The organism is Ralstonia pickettii, assembly GCF_000607165.1.
In the GTDB taxonomy this organism is placed as follows: domain Bacteria; phylum Pseudomonadota; class Gammaproteobacteria; order Burkholderiales; family Burkholderiaceae; genus Ralstonia; species Ralstonia holmesii.
Window position 1 is genome coordinate 810,247 of the sequence record NZ_JFZG01000024.1, and the last position, 15,963, is coordinate 826,209.

At 65.4% G+C, this 15,963-nt stretch carries 16 protein-coding genes; 7 read left to right on the forward strand and 9 right to left on the reverse strand.

Going from position 1 to position 15,963, the window contains the following annotated elements; genetic code table 11:
• Positions 1-95: 95 nt before the first annotated feature.
• Positions 96-1,394, reverse strand: coding sequence for an MFS transporter (locus tag BG83_RS0121220; protein WP_024978608.1), 1,299 nt, complete (start codon positions 1,392-1,394; stop codon positions 96-98).
• A gap of 152 nt (positions 1,395-1,546) precedes the next feature.
• Here BG83_RS0121220 and BG83_RS0121225 point away from each other — a divergent pair, with 152 nt between their 5' ends.
• Positions 1,547-1,906: a DUF3175 domain-containing protein gene (locus tag BG83_RS0121225; protein WP_024978609.1), complete on the forward strand. Its 360-nt coding sequence runs from the start codon at positions 1,547-1,549 to the stop codon at positions 1,904-1,906.
• A gap of 18 nt (positions 1,907-1,924) precedes the next feature.
• On the opposite strand, the gene BG83_RS0121230 is transcribed toward BG83_RS0121225, so the two are convergent.
• Positions 1,925-2,206, reverse strand: a complete 282-nt coding sequence (locus BG83_RS0121230; RefSeq protein WP_024978610.1) for a hypothetical protein — start codon at positions 2,204-2,206, stop codon at positions 1,925-1,927.
• Positions 2,207-2,561: 355 nt separating this feature from the next.
• Between BG83_RS0121230 and BG83_RS0121235 the strand changes: the two genes are divergently transcribed.
• Positions 2,562-2,810 (forward strand): dodecin, encoded by a 249-nt coding sequence (locus BG83_RS0121235; RefSeq protein ID WP_024978611.1) that lies wholly within the window; start codon positions 2,562-2,564, stop codon positions 2,808-2,810.
• Positions 2,811-2,877: 67 nt separating this feature from the next.
• Here the strand turns inward: BG83_RS0121235 and acpA are convergent, their stop codons facing one another.
• On the reverse strand, positions 2,878-5,022 hold the full coding sequence (acpA, locus tag BG83_RS0121240; RefSeq protein ID WP_024978612.1) for an acid phosphatase: 2,145 nt from the start codon (positions 5,020-5,022) through the stop codon (positions 2,878-2,880).
• A gap of 274 nt (positions 5,023-5,296) precedes the next feature.
• On the opposite strand from acpA, the gene BG83_RS0121245 reads away from it, so the two are divergent.
• Both BG83_RS0121245 and BG83_RS0121250 read left to right on the forward strand, forming a co-directional pair.
• On the forward strand, positions 5,297-6,688 hold the full coding sequence (locus BG83_RS0121245; RefSeq protein WP_024978613.1) for a cytochrome-c peroxidase: 1,392 nt from the start codon (positions 5,297-5,299) through the stop codon (positions 6,686-6,688).
• Positions 6,689-6,811: 123 nt separating this feature from the next.
• Positions 6,812-8,392 carry a TerC family protein gene (locus BG83_RS0121250; protein ID WP_024978614.1) on the forward strand — a complete coding sequence of 527 codons (1,581 nt, stop codon included), beginning with the start codon at positions 6,812-6,814 and terminating at the stop codon, positions 8,390-8,392.
• Here the strand turns inward: BG83_RS0121250 and BG83_RS0121255 are convergent.
• Positions 8,389-9,297 (reverse strand): DMT family transporter, encoded by a 909-nt coding sequence (locus BG83_RS0121255; RefSeq protein WP_024978615.1) that lies wholly within the window; start codon positions 9,295-9,297, stop codon positions 8,389-8,391. The two genes, BG83_RS0121250 and BG83_RS0121255, sit on opposite strands and share 4 nt — an antisense overlap.
• An 86-nt stretch (positions 9,298-9,383) precedes the next feature.
• Positions 9,384-10,163: an AraC family transcriptional regulator gene (locus tag BG83_RS0121260; protein ID WP_024978616.1), complete on the reverse strand. Its 780-nt coding sequence runs from the start codon at positions 10,161-10,163 to the stop codon at positions 9,384-9,386.
• A 261-nt stretch (positions 10,164-10,424) separates the two neighbouring features.
• Between BG83_RS0121260 and BG83_RS0121265 the strand changes: the two genes are divergently transcribed.
• From BG83_RS0121265 to BG83_RS0121275, 3 genes are all read left to right on the forward strand, one after another.
• Complete coding sequence (locus tag BG83_RS0121265) at positions 10,425-11,981, forward strand: ATP-binding protein (protein ID WP_024978617.1); 1,557 nt, start codon at positions 10,425-10,427, stop codon at positions 11,979-11,981.
• Positions 11,965-12,624 carry a response regulator gene (locus tag BG83_RS0121270; protein ID WP_024978618.1) on the forward strand — a complete coding sequence of 220 codons (660 nt, stop codon included), beginning with the start codon at positions 11,965-11,967 and terminating at the stop codon, positions 12,622-12,624. Before BG83_RS0121265 ends, BG83_RS0121270 begins: the two co-directional genes overlap by 17 nt.
• Before the next feature lie 105 nt (positions 12,625-12,729).
• Entirely contained in the window at positions 12,730-13,284 is a 555-nt protein-coding gene (locus BG83_RS0121275; RefSeq protein WP_024978619.1) for a Spy/CpxP family protein refolding chaperone, read from the forward strand.
• A 66-nt stretch (positions 13,285-13,350) separates the two neighbouring features.
• On the opposite strand, the gene BG83_RS0121280 is transcribed toward BG83_RS0121275, so the two are convergent.
• The 4 genes from BG83_RS0121280 to BG83_RS0121295 form a co-directional block, all read right to left on the reverse strand.
• Positions 13,351-13,791 (reverse strand): universal stress protein, encoded by a 441-nt coding sequence (locus BG83_RS0121280; RefSeq protein ID WP_024978620.1) that lies wholly within the window; start codon positions 13,789-13,791, stop codon positions 13,351-13,353.
• Between the two features lie 155 nt (positions 13,792-13,946).
• Positions 13,947-14,864, reverse strand: coding sequence for an AraC family transcriptional regulator (locus BG83_RS0121285; protein ID WP_024978621.1), 918 nt, complete (start codon positions 14,862-14,864; stop codon positions 13,947-13,949).
• A 52-nt stretch (positions 14,865-14,916) separates the two neighbouring features.
• Positions 14,917-15,348, reverse strand: coding sequence for a hypothetical protein (locus BG83_RS0121290; RefSeq protein WP_024978622.1), 432 nt, complete (start codon positions 15,346-15,348; stop codon positions 14,917-14,919).
• Complete coding sequence (locus tag BG83_RS0121295; protein ID WP_024978623.1) at positions 15,345-15,743, reverse strand: hypothetical protein; 399 nt, start codon at positions 15,741-15,743, stop codon at positions 15,345-15,347. Before BG83_RS0121295 ends, BG83_RS0121290 begins: the two co-directional genes overlap by 4 nt.
• Positions 15,744-15,963: the final 220 nt, after the last annotated feature.

Here is a 15,963-nt window from a genome sequence, read left to right on the forward strand (position 1 = left end):
ATTGGCCACCGCAGATGCCATCGGGGTTTCGCTGACACGCGTGCAAGACAGTGCCCCATTCTTGCCCGGGCCAGTCGCGGCGCGGGCCCGCGGGGTTATCCCCCTGACGAGGGGTGCCCCGCATGCTCGGGGTGCGGATCGCGCATGCGGTTGCGGTGCGTCAGGGCGGGGAACAGCCGCATCCAGACTGCCACCACCAACAGCGTGCCAAGGCCGCCAATCACCACCGAGGCCACTGGCCCCAGCAGCCCGGCCAACATGCCCGATTCGAATTCGCCCAACTGGTTGGACGCGCCCACGAACACTGAATTGACCGCGCTCACGCGCCCGCGCATGGCATCGGGCGTATCGAGCTGCACCAGCGACGTCCGGATCACCACGCTGATCATGTCCGACGCGCCCAGCAGCACCAGCGCCAGCATCGACAGCGGCAGCCAGCGCGACACCCCGAACACCAGCGTCGCCAACCCGAACACCGCCACGGCAGCAAACATCACCCGGCCAACATGCCGATCCAGCGGACGGTGCGCCAGGAAGAGCGCCATGCCCAGCGCTCCCACGGCCGGCGCCGAGCGCAGCAGGCCCAGCCCCCATGCGCCTGTGCCCAGGATGTCGCGCGCGTAGATCGGCAGCAGCGCCGTCGCGCCCCCCAGCAACACGGCAAACAGGTCGAGCGAGATGGCGCCCAGCACCACTGGCCGCCCCTTGATGAATGAGATGCCCGCGAACAGCGATTGGAGGCTCACCGGCGTGCTGACGGGCACCGCGCGCTCCATCCGCACCAGCGCCAGCAACACGTGCGCGAGCAAGAACAGCCCAGCTGCCGTGGCATACACCACTGGCGCGCCGGCCACGTACAGAAAGCCGCCCAGCGCCGGCCCCAGGATGACGCCGGTCTGCCCGGCCGAGCTGGACAGCGCCACCGCGCGCGGCAATGCCTGCAGTGGCACCAGCGTCGGCAATAGGGCTTGCAGCGTCGGCGTCTCGAACGCGCGCATCGCGCCAATCACCACCACGCACAGGAAGATCGGTTGCACACCGGCGTGCCCGTTGGCCGCCAGGACAGCCAGCGAGAGTGCCACCAGGGCTTCGATGGCCTGACAGGCACGCACGACGTACCGCCGGTCGTAGCGGTCCGCAATATGGCCGGAGGCCAGCACCAGCACCACCGACGGTAGGAACTGCGCCAGCCCGACCAGCCCCAGCACATAGGCGCTGCGCGTCAGGTCGTAGATCTGCCAGCCAACGGCCACCCCGAACATCTGATACGCGAAGGTGGTGGACAGCCGGGCGAACCAGAACAGCCTGAAGGCGGGGTAGGCGAACGGCGCATGCGACAGCGTTTGCGCGGATGCGGAAGAGGAGGTGGGGGAAAGACCAGCGTCGCCAGACACGTTGGATGTGCGCCGGAATCCGGCGATCAATGAAGGAGGCGGAAAAGAAGCGTGAAGCGTCCGTCATCGTAACGGAAGTCGCCCCTTTATAGCCGCCCGCGCGGGTACGTGGCTTGCGGAACTGCCGGTACGTCATTACAGGAGATTTCATCATGGCCACGCACCACGCCAGCTCAAAGCCGGCGCCCGCCCAATCATCGAAGGCCAAGCCGAAGCCCCAGCGCTGGTCGCACCAGGTGATGGAGACCAGCGACGCGCTGGACATCGAACCCGACATTTTCAAGTCGCGCAGCCCCGCGCGGATTGCGGCGTCGCTCAAGGCATCGGCCGAGCACAGCCGGCGGCGCAAGGGGACGGCATTCCAGTCGGCCATGTCAATGCTGACGTTCTATATCAATCGGGCGGGGGACAACCTCAGCGTCGGGCGGCGCCGGATTCTGGAGCGTGCCAAGGATGCACTGCGTGCCGAGTTCGGCCGCCCTGCGCACAGCTCGGCCAAGGCCCGGCATTGATGGAAGGTGCGGCGCCGCTCAGATGGTCAGCATGACGCTGAGCAACTGGCGTGCGACCGCCTTGTAGTCGGCCTTGTCACTCTGCGGGGAATATGTGGACAGCGTCTTGCCCCGGTATTTGACCGTGACGATGCCGTTGCGGGTCGAATAGGTGGCTTCGATGCTTCGGCCGCCGCGCTCGAGATTGAAAGGGATGGTCTCAGCGACCAGTCGCGCGGTTTCCTGCGTGGCCGGCGGCGTGGGCGGCACGGCAGACAGCGGCGAGTATGAAGCGGGGGCTTGTTGTTCGGGGTGGCGCATGGCGCCTCCTCTTCGGGGAAAACGGGTATACACCCCAACGCAGGTTCCGTACCAGCTCCGTTTGGCCTGGACATGCCGTGCGGCCGCCCGAAAAGTGGCACCTCAACGCCGGTCAGGCGCTCGACATGCGGGCGGGTTTGACGCCATGCGTCGGTCCGTTGACGAGATTTGTCAATTTTGTAAACGCAATTAACCGCCAGGATTTTTGGGCCCCGTGCAAATCCGGGCTATCAAGGCGCGGAGACAGGTGCCATTCTGGTAAGTGCCATGGCGCGCGCATCGCATGCCAATCGCATGCACCTCGCGCCTTGCAGGCACCCTGCCGACGTTCCAACCATGCCAACAAGGAGGCGATATGGGTTCCCATACCTACAAGATGATCGAGCTGGTCGGTTCTTCACCCGATTCCAGCGATGCAGCCGTCCGCAACGCCATCGCGCGCGCGGGCGAGACCCTCAAGCATCTGGACTGGTTTGAGGTGCTGGAAACACGCGGCCACCTGGTCGACGGCAGAATCGCCCACTGGCAGGTGACGATCAAGGTGGGGATGCGGCTCGAAACGCTGGAGAGCGAAAAGCCCGCCGGCAAGAAGAAGGGCAAATAGCGGTTAAAGAAAAAGGCGGCCAGGATTTCTCCGGGCCGCCTTTTTTCGTGAGGACTGCGCTGCAGTGTTATTGCGCCTGCGTGAAGTCCAGCGCGTTGGTCAGGTCGCCCATCGGCTTGTTGCCGTTGGAGACGAGCGCCTCGTCACGTTGCTTGATACCCGGCAGCGTCGGCAGGTCGAAGCGGTGCGTGATCAGACGCAGGACCGAAGCCGTGTCGTACTGGGTGTGGTCAACGAAGCCCTTCTTGGCAAACGGCGAGACAACGATCGCCGGGATACGCGTGCCCGGGCCCCAGCGGTCAGCCTTCGGCACCGTGGCGTGGTCGTAGAAGCCACCGTTTTCGTCATACGTCACGACGATCACCATGTTCTTCCACTGCGGGCTCTTCTGCAGTTGGGCGATCACGTTGGCGATGTGTGCGTCGCCGTCAGCCACGTTGGCATAGCCCGGGTGCTGGTTCAGGTTGCCTTGCGGCTTGTAGAACGTGACGGCGGGCAGCTTGCCTGCGGCTGCGTCTTGCAGGAAGGCGGCGTCGTAGTCGCGCAGGTGGGCCGCACGCTCAGCAGCGCCGGTGGTCGTGGCTGGGTCGAAGCGGCTGAAGTAGTTGAACGGCTGGTGGTGCGGCTGGAACTGGATCGAGCCGCTGTAGATCACGCTGCGCGTGGTGTTCGGGGCGTCGGCAAGGGCCGCGTTCCAGGCGCCGGCGTACCAGGCCCAGTCCACGCCACGGGCCGTCAGCAGATCACCGATGTTGGTGTTCGACTGCTTCGGCATGGTGGTAGCCTTGGTGGGGTCGGCGTAGGCCGTGTTGCCGCTGGCGACGGCGTTACCCGACGGCTGGTACGGCGGCTGCATCGTGTTGACGGCGTACGAGTTGCCGTTGCTGTCGACCGGTGTCAGGTTGCCGTCCTTCGTGCCGCCGGTGTACGACGTCGGGGCACCCGCCATGACCGAGCTGGCGCTCGGGGTGAGCGTGGGTGAGCCGTTTGCATCGGTCGTAACCGAGGCGATGCTGCCCGAGGCCGGCGAGTTTGCGGCGTTCGGATAGATCGGTGCGCACGCGCAGATCAGGTACTGGTGGTTCAGGAACGAACCGCCGAATGCGCCCATGAAGAAGTTATCCGCCAGCGTGTATTGCTTGGCGATGTTCCACATGGTCATCTTGCTGCCGTCGTAGTAGCCCATGGTCAGGCCGCCGGCGTCGGCAAAGGCGGCGAACTTGTCGTTCTTGCCGCCGTTGATCTGCATCTGGTTCTGATAGAAGCGGTGCCAGAGGTCGCGCGTGATGACGTTCTGGCCGACGACCGTGCCCGTGCTGCCGAAGCCCGACGGGCTGTCGATCTGGAACATCTGGTTGGGCATGTTGGCCGTGGAGGCCTGCGTGATCTGCACGCTTTGGCCGGCTGCGGTCACGCCACCCCAGGTGGGCGGCAGCGTCGGCAGCACGGAGCCATCGAAGTCTTTCTGCGCAACGGCGGTGCCCGTCGAGGTCGGGTTCACACCGGGGATGCCATTGGCGCCCGGGAACAGGCCGTACAGGTTATCGAAGCCGCGGTTTTCTGCGTAGATCACCACGATCGTCTTGACGTTGTTGGTCAGCGCCATGCGCTTTGCCACGCCGTCACGGATGGTCTTGCCGATGTCGCCGCCGTTGGCAACGGCGTCGGCGATCAGGGCGATGGCCTGGTCGATTTCAGCCTGCAGCGCAGCCTTGGTGCCGGCGTCGGTTTCCTTGTTGTGGTCTTCCAGCAGCTTGTCGATCGTCACGCCAAGGCGTGCGGCGAGTGCCGTCTTGGCAGCGTTGATGTCGCCGCCGTTGCTGTCCATCAGCACAGCCAGTTCGGTCGAGATGGCGCTGACAACACCGTTGGCGCCGGCCGGTGCACGGAACACCAGTGGCTGCGTGATGGCCGTGTGCGTGCCCTTGTCCGGATCGTTGCGGAAGGCGTCCGTACCGATTTCCACGGTGATGGCGCCCGAGCCTGCCAGCGTGTAGGCGCCGTTCGCATCGGTATAGGTGCTGGTTTCACCCGAATCGCACTTGCCGTTGTTGTTGGCGTCGATACAGACCTTGGCATGCTCGAAGTAGCTGCCGGTCACCACGCCCGAGGTGGACGCGGAGGCATTGCTGCTCGAATCACTGCCACCACAGGCAGACATGCTGGCCGCAACCAACGCGGTCAGCGGCAAAAGACGAAGCGCTCGGCTCATGATTTCCCTGGATTGTTGTGTGGGGGACGAAAGCGAGCGGGAGTCTGTGCTTCGTGTGTGACAAGTTGATGATGAAAACGCAGGTGTGGCACCGATTTCGCTCCAGTTCAGCGTGATGAGCGTCATCAGGATGAGCAGGGGCACCACCGAACGTTTGAAGACATTTGCCACCATGGGACCTCTCCAAGGGCTGACGTGACACACATTTGACGACATCAAAGTGTCATGGGAGCCATGCTAAGTTGCAAGGCTCCCAAAATTTCGCCTATCGCCAATGCGCCGCCTTCTGCCTGCTGCAACTGTTCGCGTGATCGCCGTTTCTGCGCTTGCGTTTGTCGGGCTGGCTGCTGGCTGGAGCGGGTGCGGGCGCGGCGAAGTCGCGGTGGCGCATGCAGCAACGGCGCCGGTAGTGGCGGCATCGACGGCATCAGCACCGGCCGTCAAGTCGCCAGCGACGCCCGCTTACGAAAAAGCCTTCTACACAATGATGGCGACGCGACGCCCATCGGTTCCGGCGATGACGGCATTGGGCAAGGCGCTGTTCTTCGATCCGGCCATGTCTGCCTCGGGCAAACAGGCCTGCGCAAGCTGCCACAGCCCCACGCATGCCTATGGCCCGCCGAACGATCTGTCGGTGCAGCTTGGCGGCACGGGCATGAACAAGACCGGCGTGCGTGCCGCACCATCGCTGCGCTATCTGCAGAATGTGCCGCCGTTCTCCGAACACTTTTACGAGAGCGACGGCAACGACTCTGAAGACCAGGGCCCGACCGGCGGCTACACGTGGGATGGCCGCGTGTCGTCCACGCACGACCAGGCGCGTATTCCGCTGCTGTCGGGGCATGAGATGGCCAACGGCACGCCGGCCGGGGTCGTGGCCAAGCTGCGCAGTGGCCGCCACGCGCAGACATTCCGCCAGGTATTCGGCAACGACATCCTCGACAACGAAGACACTGCCTTCCGCGCAGCACTGATGGTGCTGGAGGTCTTCCAGGAAACGCCGTCCGAGTTCTATCCGTATGACAGCAAATACGACGCGTTTTTGCGCAAGCAGGTGAAGCTGTCTCCGCAGGAAATGCGCGGGCTGCAGGCATTCAGCGATCCGGCCAAAGGCAATTGCGCCTCGTGCCACGTGAGCGCCATCAAGCAGGACGGTGCGTTCCCGGCCTTCACCGATTTCGGGCACATTGCCGTGGGCGTTCCTCGCAACCGCACGCTGGCGGCCAATGCTGACCCGAAGTTCTTCGATCTGGGCCTGTGCGGGCCCGATCGGACCGACCTGAAGGACCGCGCCGACTATTGCGGCCGCTTCCGCACGCCCTCGTTGCGCAACGTGGCGCTGCGCAAGACGTTCTTCCACAACGGCGCCATCCATTCGCTGGAAGACGCGGTGCGCTTCTATGCCCAGCGCGATACGCAGCCGCAGAAGTGGTATCCGCGCAAGGCAGACGGCACGGTCGACAAGTTTGATGACCTGCCGCCCCAATACCGCGCCAACGTCAACATGGAGCCGCCGTTCGGCGGCAAGCCCGGCGACAAGCCCGTGCTGTCCGAGGGCGACGTGCGCGACATCGTTGCCTTCCTGAAGACGCTGACCGACGGCTACCGCCCCGTGCGCACAACGCAATCCGGCGCCCAAGGCGGCAGCCGGGTTGCACAGCGCTGAACCGCCGGCTCCAAGCCCCGCGGCCCGTTTGTTGCAACACCCAACGCGGGATTCGCGCAGGGCGGTGCGTGCGCTGCGGTTATCATCGGCGGATCGTCTTTTTGCTGTCTTCCATTTCCCGCTATGACCTGGCTTGCTGACCCGTCCATCTGGATCGGCCTGTTCACCCTGGTGGTGCTCGAGATTGTTCTCGGCATCGACAACCTCGTTTTCATCGCCATCCTGGTCAACAAGCTGCCGCCAGTGCTGCGCGACCGTGCCCGGATGATCGGGCTAGGCCTCGCCCTGCTGATGCGCATGGTGCTGCTGGCCGCTATGTCGTGGCTGATCGGGCTCACCAAGCCGCTGCTCACGCTTGGGCCGGTCGATCTGTCGGGCCGGTCAATCATCCTGCTGCTGGGCGGTTTCTTCCTGCTGTTCAAGGCCACCTCCGAGCTGCATGAGCGTCTGGACGGCGAGCCGCAGGACGAAAGCCATGGCACCGGTCACGGCAAGTTCTGGAATGTGATCGCGCAGGTGGTGATTCTCGATGCGGTGTTCTCCATCGACTCCGTCATCACCGCCGTGGGCATGGTCAACGATTTGCCGGTGATGATGACGGCCGTGGTGATTGCCATGGGCGCCATGCTGTTTGCCTCGCGCCCGCTGACGGAGTTCGTCAACGCGCATCGCACGGTGGTGGTGTTGTGCCTGAGCTTCCTGCTGATGATCGGCTTCTCGCTCGTTGCCGAGGGCCTGGGCTTTCATATTCCGAAGGGCTATCTGTATGCGGCCATCGGCTTCTCCATCCTGATCGAGTTCTTCAACCAGGTGGCCCAGCACAATACCGTGCGCTACGATCGTCGCCGCCCGTTGCGCGAGCGCACCGCCGATGCGGTGCTGAGCCTGCTGGGCGACCGCCGTGGCGCGCCGGCAGAGTCCGAATCGCACGAGGCCGCCTCGCACGACGCTGGCCAGTCCGTGCCCGAGACCGTGTTCCGCCCGGAAGAGCGCAGCATGGTCAGCGGCGTGCTGGACCTGGCCGAGCGCTCGGTGCGCTCGATCATGACGCCGCGCCACGATATTTCGTGGGTGGATCTGGATGCCGACGTGTCCATCACGCGCAAACTGTTGCTGGCTGTGCCGCATAACCAGTTTCCGGTGTGCCGCGGCGGGCTGGATGACCTGGTTGGCGTGGCGCGCGCCAAAGACCTGATGGGCGACCTCGACACGCGCGGTGCCATCGACGTGGAGCGCAGCGTCAAGCCTGCGCTCAAGGTGTCGGACAACGTCGGCATCCTGCGCCTGATGGATAAGCTCAAGCGCGCACGCGGCCGCATGATGTTGGTGACGGATTCGCTGGATGTCGTGCAGGGCGTAGTGACGCCCATCGACGTGCTCGAAGCCATTGCCGGTGAATTCCCCGATGAAGACGAACGCCCGGGCGTGGTGGAAGTCAGCGATGGCTGCTGGGAAGTGGCCGGCGAGGCTGACCTGCGCCGGCTCGAAGATGTGCTGCATGTCGACTGGCTGCTTGACGAAGGCGGCAGCGCCACGAGCCTGGGCGGCTACCTCTTCAATCAATGGGATCGCCTGCCCGAGGTGGGCGATACGCTGGTGCGCCACGACCTGCGTTTCGTGATCCTTGAAGCTGGCAGCCGCCGCATCGTGCGCGTGCGCATCGAGCGCATGGAAGATGTGACGGCACCCGAGGCGGAAGCCTAAGACGTCGTCGATATTGCTGGCCGTGGCGCACGCGCCAAGCCAAGGCTGAGCACCGCTGCCAGCACGCAAGCAATGCCACCGACCTGGCGCGTGCTGACGGCCTCGCCGAGCAGCGTTGCTGCAAATGCCATGGCTGCCACAGGTGCCAGCGCGGTAAACAACGAAGCCTCTGCACCGCTCACGCGTGCGGCCCCGGCATACCAGAGCACAAAACCACCGACGGTCGGCACGATGGCGTAATACGCCACGGCCATCAGCGCGTGCGTTGCCTGCGCCGATGCGTGCAACTGCCACGGCGCTTCCCACAGCGTGGGCAGCAGCGCAGTCAGCAAACCGAATGCACTCATCAATGCCGACAGCGCAAGCGGTGGCACCGGCGTGCGCAGCCGCTTGTTAAGCAGGATGAAAAGTCCCTCGCACACCACTGCGCCCATCACCAGTACATTGCCCAGCAGCGGATGTGTCGCGTCTCCGCGCGGCTGCAGGGCGATGGCCAGCACGCCGGCGGTGGCCAGCGCAATCGCTCCCAGCACCGCGCGCCCGGGCCGTTCGCCCAGCAGCACGATGGCGATCAGCGCCGACATCACCGGTAGCGTGCCGATGATGACCCCCGCATCTGCCGCTGACGTGTGCCGCAGCCCCGAAATGAGCAGCGTCGTATAGCCCACGCTGCCGGCAGCCGCCTGCACGAAAAGCAGGGCCCACTCCCTGCGTGCGAGCACGGGCCAGCGCGTGCGGGTCATACGCATGATGAGCAGGAATAGCGGTAGCGCCATCGCAAAGCGCAACGCTGTCGCCGTAAATGGCGGCAGGCCCGCCGCGATGATCTTGCTGGCCGCCACGGTGCTGCCCACCAGCACCATCGCCAGGGCAAGGTAGAAACAACCTTCGAGTCGTTTGGACATATCGCATCCTGCGTGTGTGGAAGCCGCAGGATGGGCCCGCGCGATGCGCGCGTCTTGAACGAAATTGCAGCGGGGGGAGGATGCGGCTAGCGCGCCGCCGCGACCATGCCCGGCGACACGCCGTACTTGCGGACGAACTGCCGCGTCATGTGGCTTTGATCGGCAAAACCGCATGCGGCTGCCACTTCCGCCAGCGGCTCGCCTTGGGCGATCAGGCGGCGCGCCAGGGCCACGCGCCGTTGTACCTGATAGGCGTGAGGCGTGAGGCCGGTCACGCGGGCAAAGCCGCGCAATACCTGGAAGCGGCTCAAACCTGTTTCCTGTGCGAGGTCGAGCAGGGAGATGGCCGCCGCCGGGTCGTCATCGATGCGGGTTCGGGCAAGCCGGATGGCGTCGGGGGCTGTGTCAGTGTGGTGGTTGGTGCGGTCGTTGGCGGCGTGCAGCGCGTCTGCCAGTACGGACAGCAGCAGCTGCTCGCGCAGCAGTGCATCGCTTTGAGCGGCGGGCACCGTCATCTGCGCAAACAGCAGGCGCATGCGGGGGGCGAGGTCTGCGTCGTGGATGACAGGGCGGTCAAACTCAGCGTCGCCGTAGTGGCCGGGGTGCAGGTCCGTCGCCAACTCGGCGACCACGCCGGGGTCGAGGTAAAGCATGCGCCATGCGCGGCCGGCATCGCCGATGGGTGTGCCATCGTGCACTTCAAACGGATTGACCGTGATGACGTCGCCTGCGCCGGCTTCTACCGTGCCGCGTCCGCTGAATGATCTCTGCGCCCCGCGATCAACGATGCCGATGCCGAACTGGCCATGCGTGTGGCGCGGGAAGGTGTGGCCGGAGTCTGCGGCGACGGCTTCCACGCCGCGCATGGCGCAGCGATGCATCGAAAACGCGAGGTTGGCCGGCCGGCTGGGCAAGGGCGGTTCCTTGTGAGGGGATACGCGAATCCATGGGTGTGCAGCGTGGCAGCAGCATACGCTTTCTTCGCATTTCGCTCATTTTTTGCGCGCAGGCGGTTGGTATGCTGGCGCTTTCTGCGGCAGCACGCCCGGTAAGATGAGGCCGTGCCTGCTGCCGGGCAGCGCGGGAACCGCTTCCGCTAGTGGTGCCCGGCAGCCCCTGACTGATCCATGCGCCCGTCTTTCGGTATTACCTCCAAGCTGTTCGTTGCGTTGTTCATGCTGAGCATCGTTGTTGCGCTCGCCATGGGCGCGGCGGTGCGCTGGCGCTTTGACGCCAACTTTCTCGACTACGTGAACGCGCGCGAATCCGAGCGCATGGCCGCGCTCGCGCAGGGTGTGGAGGCCGCCTACACGCAGCACGGCAACTGGGATTTCCTGCGCGACGATCGCACGGCGTGGTTCCGCCTGCTGCGCCGCGAAGGCGCCCGGGCCCGAGCCAATGGCATGGGCGGCGACCGCTTCGACCTGCCACCAGGTCATCGCTTCGATACACTCCCGCCCGGCCCGGACCGCGGCATCGACAGAGACATGCCGCCGCCGCCCGGCCCGCCTCCGGCAGGGAGCATGCCGCCGCACCCGCCCAGCGAGCCGCCGATCCCGCACTCGCCGATCTGGCTGCTTGATGCGCAGCGCAACGTCATCATTGGCGACGGGCCGCCCCTCGGGCCGAACGCACGATGGCAGGAACTGCGCCACAACGGCCAGACCGTCGGCTGGCTCGCCATGCCGCCGCGCGTGCGTGTGCCCGAAGGCGCCGACCAGGCATTCCAAGCGCAGCAGTTGCGCGCCACATGGATCATCGCGGGGCTGTCGGTTCTGCTGGCGGCGTTGGTGGCGGTGCTGCTCGCACGCGGCCTGCTGGCTCCGATGCGCCGGCTGACGGATGCCGCACGCCGCATGGCCGACGGCGACTACGCCACCCGTGTCGACGTGCATTCGCGCGATGAACTCGGCGGGCTCGCGGCGGATTTCAACCACCTTGCCGCGTCGCTGGAGGCCAACCAGAAGATGCGGCGTCAGCTCACGGCGGACATCTCGCACGAACTGCGCACGCCACTGGCCGTGCTGCGCGGTGAACTGGAAGCACTGGAAGACGGCGTGCGCCCGCTGACGGCCACCTCGCTCGCGTCATTGCAGGCGGAGGTGTCGACGCTCAGCAAGCTCATCGACGACTTGTACGAACTCTCGCTGGCCGATGTGGGCGCGCTCGCTTTCCACATGGAGCCGCTGGATTTGGCCGATACCGTGTGCAGTGCCGTGCAGGGCTTTACGCCGCGCCTGATGGAAAAGAGCATCGCGTTGCAACTGGACATGCCGGAGGCGCCGTCGCAGGAAACGATGGTCAAGGGCGACGCGCAGCGTCTGCGGCAGGTCATGCAGAACCTGCTGGAGAACACGCTGCGCTATACCGATGCCGGCGGCACGCTGCGTGTGCATGTGCATCAGGACGGTGACTGGCAGCAGATCGACGTGCAGGACAGCGCGCCGGGTGTGCCCGAGGCGATGCTGCCGCGCATCTTCGATCGCCTGTTCCGCGTTGATGCCTCACGCAGCCGGGCGCAGGGCGGGGCTGGCCTGGGCCTGAGCCTGTGCCAGACCATCATCGCCGCACACGGCGGCACCATTGAAGCCAGACATTCGCCGCAGGGCGGGCTGTGGATCGCCATTCGCCTGCCTATTCTTGATGTGCTTGATCCGCTAGCCGACCATGATTCTGATCATTGAAGACGAACCCAAGCTGGCCGCATTGATGACCGACTATCTGCGCGCCGCTCACTACGAGACCGAGTGGCTGGCCGATGGCACGCATGCAGCGCAGCGCATTCGTGAGACCGCGCCCGAACTCGTGCTGCTCGACCTGATGCTGCCCGGCAAGGACGGCCTGGAGATCTGCCGCGAGGTGCGCGCGTTCAGCGAGGTGCCCATCGTCATGGTGACGGCGCGCGTGGAAGAAATCGACCGCTTGCTCGGCCTTGAGCTTGGCGCTGACGACTACGTTTGCAAGCCATTCAGCCCGCGCGAACTGGTGGCGCGCATCAAGACCATCCTGCGCCGCGTACAGCGCGGTGGCGGCATGCCGGAGAGCGCCTTGCAGATCGACGGCGCCGCCTATGCCGCCACGCTGCGCGGCCAGCGCCTGGACCTCACGCCGGTGGAATTTCGTCTGCTCGCTGCGCTGGCGGGCGCACCGGGGCGCATTCTGTCGCGCTCGAACCTGCTCGAGCAGATCTATGACGACCATCGCATCGTGACCGACCGCACGGTCGATACCCACATCAAGAACCTGCGCCGCAAGATGGAACAGGTGAGCCCGGGTACCGAGATGATCCATTCCGTCTATGGCGTGGGTTACAGGCTCGACGCCTGAGGTTCAAGAAAACTCCTCTGTTTGCCCACCTTTCGTGCAGGGCCGATGGCTACAGTGAACGTATGGCCGGCGTGTTCGGCCGACGATCTCATGAGGAGCCTCAACATGACCGCTGTGACTTCCCGCGTGGCCGGTATTGCCGCCGGACTTTTGCTTTCGTGCGCCGCGTTGGCCCAGACCGCCGGCCCCGGCGCCGTTCCGCTCTCGCCCATGCCACCCATGTCACCACATGGTCCGGGCATGATGGAGCGCGGGCCAGGCATGGGCCCAGGCGGCCCACGTGGCATGGGCCCGCATCATGGCGGCGCGCCCTTTCTGCGTGGCCTGAAACTGAGCGAAGAGCAGCGCGACAAGATCTTCGCCATCGAATATGCACAGATGCCCGAAGCGCGAGAGCAGCGCAAGGCCATCGAGCATGCGCGCCGCGATCTGCATCAGATGGTGGCTTCGGGTCAGTATGACGAAGCGCGTGCGCGCAGCCTGACTGAATCGCTGGGCCGCGCCGTTGCCCGCGAAGCGCAACTGCGCGCGCAGGCCGGCGCCAAGATCATGCAGGTGCTCACGCCCGAACAGCGCAAGCAGGTGGGCGAGCGTGAAGCCCAGCGCGTGGCGGAACTCGAGTCCGGCGAAGGCGGGCCGGAACCGGTGCCGATGATGTAATTCAGGACTGGCCCAAAGATAGGGAATCGGTTCTCTGTCCGCAGCGGACGGCCCGTGAACGGATTCCTAGCGGTAGACCACCACCGGTACGTGCGCGTAGGTCAACACCTTGCGCGTCTCGTTGCCGATCAACAGTCGCCCCATCAGGCTGCGGTGCCCGTGCGATGCCATGAAGATGACGTCGCACGCGTGCCGCTTTGCCGCATCGAGGATGCCCAGATAGGGCTCGGCAAACTGCGTTACATCGCTGTCGAACTGCACGCCTTCTTCGCGGGCGCGCTCTGCAATGCGGTCGATGCAGTCCTTCGCGTAGCCCTGCACCGTTTCCATGTAGTGCGCATGCGGACACTCGCCCACGCCGGCCGAATAGGCCATGTTGGGGAATTCTTCAATGCATGTGTAGGCGGTGAGGCGGCACCCGGTGGCGTGCGCCAGCTTGAGCGCGCCGTCGATGGCCTTGCGGCATTGCTCGGAGCCGTCGGTCGGCAGGAGGATATGGGTAAACATGGCGGTCTCCATGGGGAACCCATCTCCACGTTACTGCGCCCACCGATGCGCCTCTATCGTGGAAAACGCTAGTCCAGCGCAGCTTTTCGGCTGAGTTGGACGACCAGACGATCGCAATGCACGGTCGTTCGCATATTGACGTGGCAGATTGCGGCCTAGCCCCGTTGCCACGCCTGCCGATAGCGTGACGGCGACGCGCCAAGCTGCAGCGCGAATCGCCGGCTGAAATGGCTGGCGCTGGCAAAGCCGCAGCGCTCGGCAATCGTCGCCAGCGCAAGGGTGGTTGTGCGCAGCAGCGCCTGCGCGCGCGCCATGCGCTGCTGCATCACCCACTCATGCGGCGCCGCCCCGAAAGACGCCCGAAACATCCGCGCGAAATGGAATTCCGACAGGTTCGCTTCTGCCGCCAGTTGTCCGAGTGACAGGGGCAGATGCAGCTCGGCATCGATGCGCGCGGCAATGCGCCGGCACACGTGCGGCGCCAGTCCGCCGCGTACGGCCAGCGCCCGCGTGCGGCCCTGGGTCTGCACGAGATACGACAGCGTGTCATTGGCCAGCGCGTTGGCGCGCATGCGGTCGTCCAGGTCGGTCCAATCGAGCTGGGCGATGTTCGCGCAAGCTTGTGCGAGATGAACGTCTTCGATGAAGGTGCGGTCGTGCAGTGTGAACAAGCGGGGCTCTGCGTCGAGCAGGCGTACGGCGTGTCCGGCCAGCGCGTCGGGCGGGAAATACAGGTGAACGAAACGCATCGGCTGCTCGATCACCCAGCTCGACTGGTGTTCGGCCGGCAGCATGCACACGCGCCCCGGTGCGCCGAACAGGTGCGGCAGATCTTGCCGGTGCGTGGTGTAGCCGCCTTGCAGATAGACCGACAGCGTGTGGTGCTCGGGCTGGATGTAGCGCGCCTCGTCGTGCTCGTTGCGCCAGATGGCGGCGGTCACGCCGTCGCCCAGATTCGTCACGCGCTCGAGTGATGCGCGCGAGCCGCGCGCAAGCGTGCCGAAGACGCTCGCGTCTGCGGTTACGCGAGGGTCGGCAGGTTGAGACGAAGGGGGCGTGGGGGCGGGGCGCACGCGTCGATGTTACCAACGATGGCACCGCGACGCGACGCAAAGAGCCCGGGTGCTATCCGCTGCAGAGCTGGCGCGCCACCTCGCCCGCCAGCCCGACGCCGTCCACGCGTTGCCAGCCCGCATCGTTGGCGATCTGTCTTTCGCTGACGGTCAGCGCGCCTTGATACAGCTTGGCTTGCGAGACCGAGAACTGCCGGCTGCGGCAATCGACGGTGTACAGAAAATCAGCCATGTCGCCGCGGAAGGCGCCGAACATCCGTTGCAGCGAACGCATGCCCGCGCGGTTCGACGCTTCTACGCGCACCCACGCGCTGACCGGGCCGCTGGGCATGCGCTGGATGCTGCCGACGTCGAGCGACGCGTGACTGTCCGGTTGGTCGGGCAGCGGGATCCAGCGCTCAGCACCGGCCACCGGCATGGACAGCGCTGCCAGCGCCGCCAGCATGCCGGTCACGGCACGGTGTGTGACGCCGAAGGATGTCATCGGGGCTTGCCACCCGGTACGGGAATGGCAATCGAGTCGGAATGGCTGCAGGCCATCATCACGCCTGCCTTGTCGACGTCGATCATCACGGTGCCCGGCTTGTCGGCCGTGCTGGGCGTGGCCGCGAGGCTGCCCGACAGCCGCTGCATGATCGCCCGGCAGGTCGGGGCCGTGGAGGCAACGGTCGTGGCTTTGGCTGTCTTGGCGGCCGGAATTGGGGCGGGTGCCGCAGCAGCAACGGGTGGACGACTGGGGGCAGGGGCTGCCGCGGCCGCGGGCGGCGTAGAAGCGTGCGCACGCGGCAACGCAACAAGTACGGCCAGCACGCTCACGGTAATCAGCAACCGCGTCGTGCGCCGTGAAAGCGATCGATTGGGGGGAGACAGAGACGGCATGACAGTCCAGGCACAGGCATCCAAATTGCGCCTGCTAGGTCACGGGACAGGCGCGCTCTTTCGACCAGTAACGGCACGCCGCGCCCGAACTTGACGCGGCAATCTGCCTCATGGGTCACTCAAGCGTGATTTTGCCTGCGCAAAATACGTCATGTGAACGACATAATCGTGCAGGCTGGAACATTCTCATCAATGTAGCGACCAATCAATATGCCGGGGA